This window comes from Pseudomonas sp. NPDC099000, from assembly GCF_044759925.1.
Classification (GTDB): domain Bacteria; phylum Pseudomonadota; class Gammaproteobacteria; order Pseudomonadales; family Pseudomonadaceae; genus Aquipseudomonas.
The window spans coordinates 438405-450903 of sequence record NZ_JBIWAF010000001.1 but is presented as its reverse complement, the minus strand read 5'-3'; the positions used below and the strand labels follow the sequence as shown (position 1 = coordinate 450903).

Here is a 12499-nt window from a genome sequence, read left to right as displayed (position 1 = left end):
GGCGATCAACGTTACCCTGCGCATCGCAAAAAATCATAATAAAGAGAGAGCCCGCCATGTCACAGAGCGCCGCCGCTACCCAGGCCATCGTTGACGACAAAAACGCCGTCTACAAACGCATTACCCTGCGTTTGATCCCCTTCATCTTCATCTGCTATCTGTTCAACTACCTCGACCGGGTCAACGTTGGATTTGCCAAACTGCAGATGCTCGACGCGCTGAAATTCAGCGAAACCGTGTACGGCCTCGGGGCCGGGATCTTCTTTATCGGCTACGTGCTGTGCGGCGTGCCGAGCAACCTGGCCCTGACCAAATTCGGCCCACGGCGCTGGATCGCGCTGATGATGATCGTCTGGGGCACGCTCTCGACCTGCCTGCTGTTCGTCACCACCCCGACCGAGTTCTACACCTTGCGCCTGTTCACCGGCGCGGCCGAAGCCGGGTTCTTCCCGGGCGTGGTGCTTTATCTTTCGCAGTGGTTCCCGACCTTCCGCCGTGGCCGCATCATGGCGCTGTTCATGTCGGCGATCCCGGTGTCCGGTCTGCTCGGCAGCCCGTTCTCCGGCTGGATCCTCAACCACTTCGCCGCAGGCCAGGGCGGCTTGGCGGGCTGGCAGTGGATGTTCCTGCTGCAAGGGATTCCGACCGTCATCCTCGGCGCCCTCGCCTACTTCCTGCTGAGCGACAGTTACGCCAATGCCAAGTGGCTGACGCCGTTCGAGCGCTCGGTGCTGGAAGCCGACCACGCCATCGATCTGGCCAACAAACCGAAAACCACCACCGACTCGCTGCTGGCCGTGTTCAAGAACCCGGCGATCTGGGCGTTCGGTTTGATCTACTTCTGCATCCAGAGCGGCGTCTACGCGATCAACTTCTGGCTGCCGTCGATCATCAAGAACCTGGGCTTCAGCGATAACCTGGTGATTGGCTGGTTGAGCGCAATTCCGTATCTGCTGGCGGCGGTGTTTATGTTGATGGTCGGCCGCTCGGCGGACCTGCACAAAGAACGTCGCTGGCACTTGGTGGTGCCAATGTTGATGGGCGCGGTCGGTCTGTTGATCGCCGTGAACTTCGCCACAACCCCGGCCATCGCGATTCTCGGTTTGACCATCGCCACCATGGGCGCCCTCACCGGTTTGCCGATGTTCTGGCCGGTGCCGACAGCGATGTTGAGCGCGGGCGCGGCGGCGGGCGGTTTGGCGCTGATCAACTCCATGGGGCAGATGGCGGGTTTCCTGAGCCCGTACCTGGTGGGTTGGGTCAAGGACAGCACCGGCTCGACCGATGCGGCGCTGTATCTGCTGGCGGGTGTGATTGTGTGCGGCAGCATGTTGGCACTGCGCATGACGCGGACGTTGCGGGTTTAAGACATCACCGACCCAAACGTGATCTCCAACAGAAACGGCCCTTACGGGCCGTTTCTTAATTAGCGTATGCACACAGGCCTTATGTGGCCACTCAGACTTTTGTACTCAGACACATTGTTGAGGCGGGACAATCTTTTGTGGCGAGGGGGTTTACCCCCGTTGGGTTGCGAAGCGACCCCAAAACCATTCACCGCAGTTTTGTCAGTTAAACCGTGTATACCGGTTTTACGACTGCTGCGCAGCCGAACGGGGGCAAGCCCCCTCGCCACAAGGTATGTGCACTCTACGGGATCTGCTTTAGCCCTGCGGGCCGACGTTATCCAGCACCCGGTTCGCGGTGATCTCCGCCATCATGATGCTGTTCGAAATACCCAAAAGCGCGTACCGCGACTCACCCTCCAGATGATCCACCAACTGATGGACCATCACATCGACAGAGGCCAGCGTCTCGACCAGATACACCGCCAGGGTTTCGGTCGTGGCCTCTGGGTCTACGGAAAACAGGGTACTGCGAATTCGCGGGGTGGCTTTGATGTCGGCGCTCGACGGGAAGTGAAAGTCGAGCGCGCGCTCGGCAGCTTCGTTGAGTTTTTTGGAATCGGTGGATTCGTAGGGGGAAACGTCGTCTGTTTCTGGTGGGTTTGGCGTTGGTTTGAACATGGATGAAACTCCTAAAGCGCTTAAAAGGAGCCATCACCCCTCGCTACCAAACGAACGGGTGGTGGCCATACGCAGGTTGGTAGACCGGGCTTTAGGAAGCGGCGCGCCCGAAGGCGCCCTGCGCATGACCACCATAAAACCGAGACGAAAAATCTCAGCAAAGGGAAGTACTTTGCGTCTAAAAACCCGGGCTACCAAACCCGATCGCTGTTTTTCAGCGACGGGGAAACGATAAAACCCAGGCCCAAGGCGCACAAGCCGGCGGATTCTGGCGCAGTCGTAGGCAACGGCGCAAGGTTGTGTAGCCTGAGAGAGTGTCTGGAGATGTCTGTTAAACATCTCCGTTTAATTCTCGATTTCAGATCAGCTATGAAGGCTAAAACGCGCAAATAGATCCGTCCCCTTAACATGCTCGGAACGGGTCAAGGTGTTGCAGGCATTTTTGCAAGCGTTGTCATGCACTTTGCCGATAAATTCACTTTTCTCCGCGCAGGCGTTCTGGTATTTGATTGGAGCTTTCCCACCGGTAAAAGGATTTCGTCATGAGCTATCGCACGCTGGGTCATTCGGGTTTACAGGTGTCGACCCTGACTCTGGGCACCATGATGTTCGGCGAACAGACCAGCACTGAAGATTCCCTGCGGATCATCGACAAGGCCTGGGACCAGGGCATCAATTTCATCGACACTGCGGACGTTTACACCGGCGGCCGTTCGGAAGAGATCGTCGGCGAAGCGATTGCCGGCAACCGTCACGAATGGGTGCTGGCGACCAAGGTCGGTTTTGGCCCGGTGGACGGTGTGCCGAACCGCAGCGGGTTGAGCCGCAAGCATATTTTCAATGGTCTCGACGCCAGCCTGACGCGTTTGGGCACTGACTATCTCGACATCTATTACCTGCACCGCGAAGACCACAACACGCCGCTGGAAGTCACTGTGTCGGCGATTGGCGATCTGATTCGCCAAGGCAAGATTCGGTATTGGGGTCTGTCCAACTACCGTGGCTGGCGGATTGCCGAGGTCATTCGTGTGGCGGACAAGTTGGGTGTTGATCGGCCGGTGATCAGTCAGCCGCTGTACAACATCGTCAACCGTCAGGCCGAGACTGAGCAGATTACTGCCGCGCAAAACTATGGTTTGGGCGTGGTGCCTTACAGTCCGCTGGCGCGGGGTGTGCTCAGCGGCAAATACTCACCAGACGTAAAACCGGACGCCAACAGCCGCGCCGGTCGCGCTGACAAGCGCATCCTGGAAACCGAGTGGCGGGTGGAGTCGTTGCGTATTGCCCAGCAGATTCAGCGGTACACGCAGGAGCGTGGCGTGGGCATTGTCGAGTTCGCGATTGCCTGGGTGCTGAACAACAGCGCCGTCACGTCGGCGATTGTCGGGCCGCGCACCGAGGAGCAATGGGATGCGTACACCAAGGCGCAGGCGGTGAAGATCACGGCTGAAGATGAAGCGTTTATTGATTCGCTGGTCACGCCGGGGCATTCGTCGACGCCGGGGTTCAACGATGTGAGTCATTTTGTGTCAGGGCGTAAACCGCGTCTGGCTTGATTTTTTTCGCGGGCAAGCCCGCTCCCACAGGGATCGTATAAGTCCTGTGGGAGCGGGTTTGCCCGCGAAGGGGCCATAAGAGCCAACATCTCCGGTACCTGTTGTATCGCCATCGCGAGCAGGCTCACTCCTACAGGGTTCGCATCAATCCTGTGGGAGCGGGCTTGCCCGCGATGAGGCCCTCACCCCCCAACATGCCGCACTGCAATGGTGCAAGACCCGATAAAACCCGCCCATTTCCGTGACTCGCCAGTCCCGTTTTGACCCACTCTCAAAAATAAACCTGCCCTTCGTCGGTGCGTTTCCCCCTACAAGCGCTGTGCCTTTACCCTCTTCCAACCGATTGTCGAACAATTTCGCCAGTTGACCTGCCCCGCTCTAGGATCTGGCCTAGACTCATTTTCGCGAGGTAAAAGCGGTCAGTCATCTGGTGGTAAGAAACTCGAAACTTTTGGTCCTGGCCAGGGGTCAGGTTAAAGGTAGGGCCTCAGCGACTGGTGCATTCCTTGCAACGGCCCCTCCACCCTTTCTGCATTAGCGCATGGGGCAGCACTTGCTCACCGATGCGAAGCGCGTTTGCGCCCGGCCACAGGATTTGGCCACGATCACCGTTGGTGCCAGACCTGGAACTAGATCAACAACACGGGAGATTCATATGATTAGTGCGGCTTTAGATATTCAGGGAGAGCGTGCTCATCAGCAGGTCGGCGAATCAAACGCCGTGAATGCTCCGAGCACCCAATCGATCAGCGTAACCGGCACCAAAACGCTGTCACCGGCTGCCAGTCAGAATCCGAACAGAAAGAAGGTATTGTTCGTCACCTCCGAGATTGCCGATCTGGTCAAGACCGGCGGTTTGGGCGACGTTTCCGCAGCGCTGCCCCGAGCGATGGCTCAACTGCACGATGTGCGGGTGTTGATCCCCGGTTACCCGCAGGTGCTGCACAGCGAAAACCCGATTCATATCATCGGTGAACTGGGTGGGCACGCCGCACTGCCGCCCTGCAAGATCGGACGCATGGACATGCCCGACGGTCTGGTCATTTACGTGTTGATCTGCCCCGAACTCTACGAGCGCGAAGGTTCGCCTTACGGCGCCAATAACGGCCGCGACTGGCCGGACAACCACATTCGTTTCGCCCGCCTGGGCCTCGCCGCCGCCGATATCGCCGCCAATCTCGCACAAATTCACTGGTGCCCGGATCTGGTGCACGCCCATGACTGGCCGGCCGGGCTGGCGCCTGCCTACATGCACTGGCGTGGACAGCGCACCCCGACGCTCTTCACCATTCATAACCTCGCCTACCAGGGTGTCACCAGCCTTGGCTCGTGCCCGGAACTCGGTATTCCAGCGCATGCCTTGCAACAGGAAGGCATGGAGTTCTACGGCAAGATGTCGTTCCTCAAGGCCGGCATGGCCTATTCGAGCCACATCACCACCGTCAGCGCCACCTACGCCCAGGAAATCACCACGCCGGCCTTCGGCTGCGGTCTCGATGGCTTTCTCGCCGCCAAGACCCAGCAAGGCCTGCTCAGCGGTATTCCAAACGGTATTGATGAAAGCTGGGACGCCGCCACCGACCCGCACCTGTTCTGCCCGTTCGGCATCGGCGACTGGGACGGCAAAGCGGTCAACGCCGCCCATGTCCGCGACCTGTTCGGCCTCGAAGATTCCGAAGGCCCGCTGTTCGCCGTGGTCTCGCGCCTGGTCTATCAGAAAGGCCTGGACCTGACCGAAGCGGTCTCCGAATACATCGTCACAAATGGTGGCCAGATCGCGATCATCGGTCGCGGTGAGCCCGAAGAAGAACAAGCCATGCGGGAACTGGCCCTGCGCTTCCCCGGGCAAATCGGCGTGCGCATCGGCTTCAATGAAACCGACGCCCGTCGCATGTTCGCCGGCAGTGATTTCCTGTTGATGCCCTCGCGCTACGAGCCTTGCGGCTTGAGCCAGATGTACGCCCAGCGCTTCGGCTCGCTGCCGGTGGCTCGCAATACCGGCGGTTTGGCCGACACCATTGAAAACGGCGTGACCGGTTTCCTGTTCGACGAATCCACGGTCGAGAGCTATCAAGAGGCCCTGAGCCGCGCGTTCAAGGTGTTCGCCTTCCCCGGCCTGCTCAGCGCCATGCGGTGCCGCGCCATGGCCGCGCCCTTCAACTGGTGCAAGGCGGTTGAACCCTACGCCGAACTCTACGAACAACTGGTCGCCAAAGCCCTGGGTAAATCGGGCAAACAGTAAAAGAGGTTTTCAACGATGCCGTTACGGACCCTTGAGACCTGGCCCCACGGCGCAATCATGCTGGACGCAGAACACACGCGTTTTGCCTTGTGGGCGCCAGATGCGTTTTACGTCAGTGTCGAACTGGAAGATGGACAATCCTTGCCGCTACTGCCTCAGGCTGATGGCTGGTTCGTGATCAAGACCCGCTGTCCGGCGGGTACGCGCTACCGCTACAACATTGATGGCGAGCTGGAGGTGCCGGACCCGGCCTCCCGCGCGCAGGCCGGTGATATCGGCGACCACAGCGTGGTAGTCGATCCCCTGGCCTATCAATGGCAAAACAGTGCCTGGACCGGTCGCCCCTGGAACGAGGCGGTCATCTACGAATTGCACGTCGGTGCGCTTGGCGGTTTCAGTGAGGTCGAGCAGCACCTGGCGCGCCTTGTAGAGTTGGGCATCACCGCAATCGAACTGATGCCGCTGGCGCAGTTCCCCGGCGAGCGCAACTGGGGTTACGACGGGGTTCTGCCCTACGCGCCCCAAGCCTCCTATGGCACTCCCGAACAACTCAAACACCTGATCGACACTGCCCACGGCCATGGCCTGGCGGTGATTCTCGACGTGGTCTACAACCACTTCGGCCCGGACGGCAATTACCTGCATCACTACGCCAAGGGCTTCTTTCGCGAAGACAAGCACACGCCCTGGGGCGCGGCCATCGATTTCCGGCGGCGCGAGGTGCGCGACTTCTTTATCGATAACGCACTGATGTGGTTGCTGGAATACCGCTTCGATGGCTTGCGCCTGGATGCGGTGCACGCCATTGAGAGCCCGGACTTTCTCCAGGAACTGGCGCAACGGGTTCGGCAACAGACCGATCCGGCGCGGCATGTCTGGCTGACGGTCGAGAACGAACACAACCAGGCCAGCCTGTTGGAGGAAGGCTTCGACGCGCAGTGGAACGATGACGGCCACAATGCCTTGCACGTTTTGCTGACCGGTGAAACCGACGCCTATTACGCCGACTATGCCGACAACCCCACGGGAAAACTGGCGCGCTGCCTGAGCCAGGGCTTCGTGTTTCAGGGCCACGTGACCCGCCACGGCACAACCCGGGGCGAACCCAGCGGTCACTTGCCGCCCAGCGCGTTTGTGCTGTTCTTGCAGAACCATGACCAGATCGGCAACCGCGCCTTTGGCGAACGCCTGCATCAACTGGCCCACCTCGACGCCTTGAAAGCGGCGACCGCGCTGTTGCTGCTGTCACCGATGATCCCGCTGATGTTCATGGGCGACGAATTCGCTGCCGAGCAGCCGTTCCTGTTCTTTACCAGCCACCACGGTGAACTGGCGGAGCTGGTCCGCGAAGGACGACGTAACGAATTTGCAGCGTTCAGCGCCTTTACTGATCCGCATAAACGGGAACAGATCCCCGATCCGAACGCACAACAGACCTTTGAAGCGTCGCGGCCGAAGCTGACCGCCACCCGCCAATCGGCCATGCAGGGTTTGTATCACCAGCTGCTGCGGATTCGTCATGACCACATCATTCCGCATCTGCCAGGGGCTCAGGCCCTGGGGGCCGAAGTACTGGCCGAAGGTGCCGTGACGGCGCGCTGGCTATTGGGTAATGGCCGACAGCTGCGCATTGACCTGAACCTCAGCGACAAGCCAGTGGTCCACTCCCCACAGGCCGACGCCAGGTTGTTGTTCGAAACTCCGCCTCAGTCGGCCGGCCTGTTGGAACAGGGCACCCTTGCCCCGTATTGCGCGCTAGTCAGCCTCACGGCCGCAGCCCCTTTGCTACCCCCGGATGGAGAGCGCCAATGAGTGATGCGCAACTGGAAATACTGGCCAGCCGTGCCGGTTTGGCAGTCGACTGGATCGACGCCAACGGCCGCCCACAGAAAGTCGCCCCCTCGGTATTGCGGAACGTCCTGACCGGCCTCGGCCACCCCGCCGGCTCCGCACAGGAAATCGACGCCAGCCTCCTGCAATTGCAGCAGGTGCAACAGACCCGGCACCTGCCGCCGTTGATCACCGCCGACTTCGGTGTCGGCCTCGACCTGGCGCATTTCTTTGAGCCGCAAACACCGTGCGAGATCCACCTTGAAGATGGCTCGCGACTCAGCCTGAAACTGGACGCCGAGGCGCTGCTGCCCGGCATCGTCCCGGTCGGTTATCAGCACGTCAGCATCGACGGACAATCCTTTACCCTGGCCGTGGCACCGACGCGTTGCTACAGCGTCGGCGATGCCGTCGACAGTCCGATTCCGCGGACCTGGGGCCTCAGCGTGCAGTTGTACTCGCTGCGTCGCCCCGGCGATGGCGGGTTCGGCGATACCCAGGCGCTGGAAGACCTGGCCCGAGTGGCCGGCGAACGCGGTGCCGAGGCGTTGGCGATCAGTCCGCTGCACGCGATGTTTGGCAGCGATACCCAGCGCTACAGCCCGTATTCACCGTCCAGCCGGTTGTTTCTCAACAGCCTTTACGCCGCGCCGGGCGCTATTCTCGGCGAGCGCGCGTGGCGTGCTGCGATTGACGCGACGGGCCTGGCCGCAGAACTGCAACACCTGGAAGAACAGCCGCTGATTGACTGGCCTGTGGCCGCCGAAGCCAAGCATCGTTTGCTGCAAGCCTTGTACGAAGGCTTCGTCCAGGGCGAACACCCGTTGCATACCGATTTCAGCAGTTTCCGCCACGCGGCCGGTGAGGCCCTGGAAAACCACTGCCGCTTCGAAGCCATTCAAGAAGCCCGCGCCGCCAAGGGCGAAACCCTCGACTGGCGCGAGTGGCCGGAACAATGGCGCGACCCGCGCAGCGCCGCCCTCGCCGAATTTGCCGAAGAGAACGCCGGGCGCATCGGCTTCTTCGCCTTCTGCCAATGGTTGATCACCCGCTGCCTGGAGCGCGCGCAAACCGCCGCCCGCAGCGCGGGGATGAGCATCGGGCTGATCGCTGATCTGGCGGTGGGTGCCGACGGCGGTGGCAGTCAGGCCTGGAGTCGCCAGGATGAATTGCTGGCCTCACTGACCGTGGGCGCGCCGCCGGACATTCTCAACCGCACAGGCCAGGGCTGGGGCATTTCCGCGTTCTCCCCGGAAGGCTTGGTGCGCAATGGCTTTCGCGCCTTCATCGAAATGCTCCGGGCCAATTTCGCCCACGCCGGAGGCTTGCGCATTGACCATGTCATGGGCCTGCAACGGCTGTGGGTGATCCCCAATGGCTCGCCGCCCGCCGACGGCGCCTACCTTTATTACCCGGTGGACGACCTGCTGCGCTTGCTCAGCCTTGAATCCCATCGCCATCAGGCGATCGTCCTGGGCGAAGACCTCGGGACCGTGGCGGATGGCTTGCGGGAAAAACTCATCGCCCGCTCGATCCTCGGCATGCGGGTGTTGCTGTTTGAACAGGACAACGCACACTTCAAATCGATTCTCGACTGGCCGGACAACGCCCTCGCGACCACCAGCACCCATGACCTGCCGACGCTCAATGGCTGGTGGCATGGCCGTGATATCGACTGGAACGCCCGGCTGGGTCTGGTCGACGCCACGGGCGAAATCGAATGGCGCCAGCACCGTGAACGCGAGCGCGAAGGCCTGCGTCGCGTGTTGAGCGAGGACCCGCAGAACTTTCGCGAAGAGTCCCATGAGACAGACCAGATACTGGACGCGGCGGTCCGCTTCCTCGGTCATACCCGCGCGCCGCTGGTGTTGCTGCCACTGGAAGATGCTTTGGGCATAGAACAGCAGGCCAACCTGCCCGGCACCATCGACACGCACCCCAACTGGTCGCGGCGCTTGCCCGGCGGCAGCGAAGCGCTGCTCGATGACCCGGACGCCGCCCGGCGCCTGGAATTGCTCGCCTGTGCGCGACTTCAGGCTGGCGAGCGTGACCAATGAATCACCCGTTAATACAACCGCTGCCGCTTCGCGCGTCCCTGCGGCTGCAATTTCATAAAGGCTTCACGCTGGATCAAGCGGTGCCACTGGTGCCGTACTTTGCCAGCCTGGGCATCAGCCACGTCTATGCCTCGCCGCTGCTCGCCGCCCGTGCCGGGTCCATGCACGGCTACGATGTGGTGGACCCGACCACGGTCAACCCTGAGTTGGGTGGCGAAGCGGCCCTTCGCAGATTGGTCGCGACCCTGCGCGAACACAAGATGGGGCTGATCCTCGACATCGTCTCCAACCACATGGCCGTCGGTGGCGGCGATAACCCTTGGTGGCTGGACTTGCTGGAATGGGGACGCCTGAGCCCTTACGGCGAATTTTTCGACATTCAATGGCACTCGCCCGACCCGCTGATGGAGGGACAATTGCTGTTGCCGTTCCTCGGCAGCGACTACGGCGTCGCCTTGCAGGACGGCACCCTGCCCTTGCGCTTCGATGCACAGCGCGGCGCGTTTTATGTCGAACACTACGATCACCATTTCCCGATCTGCCCGTCGAGCTACGGTGAACTGCTGCGATCCGATGACGAACCGCTCAAGTTTCTCGCCGACCGTTTCAGTGCCTTGAGCTACCAGACCGACGCGCACAGTCTGGCGGTGCCGCTGAAAGCGGAACTGCGTGAACTGGCCAGCGACCCTGCACTCCTCAAATGCATCCAGCAAAATCTCAGCGCCTACGATTCGCTAACTCCCGAGGGTTTCCAGCGCCTGCACAACCTGCTCGAACGCCAGAGTTATCGCCTGGCCAGTTGGCGCACGGCGGCGGATGACATCAATTGGCGGCGCTTTTTCGATGTCAACGAATTGGGCGGCCTGCGGGTCGAACGTCCGGCCGTGTTCGAAGCGACCCACGCGAAAATCTTCGAGCTGGTGGCTGAAGGCTTGGTCGACGGTCTGCGCATCGACCATATCGACGGTCTGGCCGACCCGCGCGGCTACTGCCGCAAACTGCGGCGTCGGGTCCATACGCTGTCGCCCGACCGGCACCTGCCGATCTACGTCGAGAAGATCCTCGGCGAAGGTGAAACCCTGCACCGCGACTGGTCGGTGGACGGCACCACCGGTTACGAATTCATGAACCAGTTGTCGTTGCTGCAGCACGACCCACAAGGCGCGGAAAACCTCGGTCATCTGTGGAATCGCTACAGCGAACGGCCCGCCGATTTCCGTCAGGAAGCGCAACTGGCGCGTCAGCAAATTCTCAACGGTTCATTGGCCGGTGATTTCGAGAGTGTTGCCCAGGCGTTGCTGCAAGTGGCCCGGGACGACCTGATGACCCGCGACCTGACCCTTGGCGCGATCCGCCGGGCGTTGCAGGAACTGATCGTGCACTTCCCGGTGTACCGCACCTACATCAGCCCGCGTGGCCGGTCTGCCGAAGACGATGTGTTTTTACAGCAGGCCATGGACGGTGCACGGCAAACCCTCGGCGAGGCCGATTGGCCAGTGCTGGATTGCCTGGCCGGTTGGCTGGGCGGTGAGCCGTGGCGCAAACGCCCGGTGGGCCGTCAGCGCAAGATCCTCAAGCATGCCTGCGTGCGGTTCCAGCAACTGACTTCACCCGCCGCTGCCAAGGCTGTGGAAGACACCGCGTTCTATCGCTCGGCGGTGCTGCTGTCGCGCAATGACGTGGGCTTTAGCACCGAGCAATTCAGTGCGCCGGTCGCAGATTTCCATGCCGTCTGCATCAATCGCCTGGAACAGTTTCCGGACAACCTGCTGGCCACCGCCACCCACGACCACAAGCGCGGCGAAGACACCCGCGCGCGGTTGGCGGTGTTGAGTGAACGCAGTGCCTGGTACGCCGAGCAGGTCCCGCTGTGGCGAACACTCGCCCGGCCTCTGCGTGAAGACGATCAGATGCCCTCGGCGGGCGATGAGTTGATCCTCTATCAGGCGATCCTCGGCAGTTGGCCGCTGGACCTGCGCAGTGACGATCAACCGGCGCTTGAGGACTACGCTAAACGCCTGTGGCAATGGCAACAGAAAGCCTTGCGTGAAGCCAAGTTGCAAAGCAGTTGGAGCGCGGCGAACGAACCGTATGAAAAAGCCATGCAGGTCTTTATCGAGCGTCTGCTGCTGAGCCCCGAGGGTGAGCTGTTACGCGCGGCCCTCGGCAAAGCGGTTCAAACCATTGCCGCTCCCGGTGCGATCAACGGTTTGGCGCAAACCTTGCTGCGCATGACCGTGCCGGGGATCCCGGACCTCTACCAGGGCAGCGAGTACTGGGACTTCTCGCTGGTGGACCCGGACAACCGCCGGCCGGTGGATTACGCCAGCCGCCAACATGCGATGCAGGTGCCGTTGAATCTGCCCGACCTGTTGGCCAACTGGCGTGACGGGCACATCAAGCAAACCCTGATCACGCAAGTGTTGAACCTGCGGGCCGAGCATGCGCAGCTGTTTCGGCGAGGGACGTATCAAGCCCTTGAGGTCGTTGGCAGCCAGGCTCACCGGGTGCTGGCCTTTGCTCGCGAACATCAGGGAAAGCGGGCCATCGTGATCGTACCGATACGTTGCGCCCCGCTGCTGGAAAACAGTGCCGAACCCCAGGTTGACGCGCTGCGCTGGGGCGATACGCGGGTCAAATTACCGTTTACCGCCGCCGAGGAAAATCTGAAGGGACTTTTCTCGAGCACAGCAGTCACACACCACAAGGAGCTGAACATCAGCGCCGCGCTGGGGGATGTCCCGGTCAATCTCTTTATTCAAACGTTTACCCAAGCTTGAGTTCAGT

7 protein-coding genes are annotated in these 12499 nt (G+C 61.1%); 6 read left to right on the top strand and 1 reads right to left on the bottom strand.

Annotation, left to right across the window (positions count from 1 at the left end):
- Window positions 1-56 precede the first annotated feature (56 nt).
- Window positions 57-1367 carry an MFS transporter gene (locus ACIQV9_RS02125; RefSeq protein ID WP_403097517.1) on the top strand — a complete coding sequence of 437 codons (1311 nt, stop codon included), beginning with the start codon at window positions 57-59 and terminating at the stop codon, window positions 1365-1367.
- Between the two features lie 297 nt (window positions 1368-1664).
- Here the strand turns inward: ACIQV9_RS02125 and ACIQV9_RS02120 are convergent, their stop codons facing one another.
- Window positions 1665-2027, bottom strand: a complete 363-nt coding sequence (locus ACIQV9_RS02120) for a DUF6124 family protein (RefSeq protein WP_403097514.1) — start codon at window positions 2025-2027, stop codon at window positions 1665-1667.
- A gap of 542 nt (window positions 2028-2569) precedes the next feature.
- Between ACIQV9_RS02120 and ACIQV9_RS02115 the strand changes: the two genes are divergently transcribed.
- The 5 genes from ACIQV9_RS02115 to ACIQV9_RS02095 all read left to right on the top strand — a co-directional run bounded on the left by ACIQV9_RS02115 (window position 2570) and on the right by ACIQV9_RS02095 (window position 12492).
- Window positions 2570-3583, top strand: a complete 1014-nt coding sequence (locus ACIQV9_RS02115) for an aldo/keto reductase (RefSeq protein ID WP_403097512.1) — start codon at window positions 2570-2572, stop codon at window positions 3581-3583.
- 655 nt (window positions 3584-4238) lie between these two features.
- Complete coding sequence (gene glgA, locus ACIQV9_RS02110) at window positions 4239-5825, top strand: glycogen synthase GlgA (RefSeq protein ID WP_403097510.1); 1587 nt, start codon at window positions 4239-4241, stop codon at window positions 5823-5825.
- 15 nt (window positions 5826-5840) lie between these two features.
- A complete protein-coding gene (gene treZ, locus ACIQV9_RS02105) occupies window positions 5841-7637 on the top strand; it encodes a malto-oligosyltrehalose trehalohydrolase (protein ID WP_403097507.1) in 1797 nt (598 codons plus the stop codon).
- Window positions 7634-9712 (top strand): 4-alpha-glucanotransferase, encoded by a 2079-nt coding sequence (gene malQ, locus ACIQV9_RS02100; protein WP_403097504.1) that lies wholly within the window; start codon window positions 7634-7636, stop codon window positions 9710-9712. Before treZ ends, malQ begins: the two co-directional genes overlap by 4 nt.
- Window positions 9709-12492: a malto-oligosyltrehalose synthase gene (locus tag ACIQV9_RS02095; protein ID WP_403097502.1), complete on the top strand. Its 2784-nt coding sequence runs from the start codon at window positions 9709-9711 to the stop codon at window positions 12490-12492. The genes malQ and ACIQV9_RS02095 overlap by 4 nt, the downstream gene beginning before the upstream one ends.
- Window positions 12493-12499 lie beyond the last annotated feature (7 nt).

What these genes read in the sequence shown, in the direction of transcription:
- ACIQV9_RS02115 (WP_403097512.1), top strand. Translation starts at nt 2,570, where the DNA reads ATGAGCTATCGCACGCTGGGTCATTCGGGTTTACAGGTGTCGACCCTG.
- ACIQV9_RS02095 (WP_403097502.1), top strand. Translation starts at nt 9,709, where the DNA reads ATGAATCACCCGTTAATACAACCGCTGCCGCTTCGCGCGTCCCTGCGG.
- ACIQV9_RS02125 (WP_403097517.1), top strand. Translation starts at nt 57, where the DNA reads ATGTCACAGAGCGCCGCCGCTACCCAGGCCATCGTTGACGACAAAAAC.
- glgA (WP_403097510.1), top strand. Translation starts at nt 4,239, where the DNA reads ATGATTAGTGCGGCTTTAGATATTCAGGGAGAGCGTGCTCATCAGCAG.
- ACIQV9_RS02120 (WP_403097514.1), bottom strand. Translation starts at nt 2,027, where the DNA reads ATGTTCAAACCAACGCCAAACCCACCAGAAACAGACGACGTTTCCCCC.
- treZ (WP_403097507.1), top strand. Translation starts at nt 5,841, where the DNA reads ATGCCGTTACGGACCCTTGAGACCTGGCCCCACGGCGCAATCATGCTG.
- malQ (WP_403097504.1), top strand. Translation starts at nt 7,634, where the DNA reads ATGAGTGATGCGCAACTGGAAATACTGGCCAGCCGTGCCGGTTTGGCA.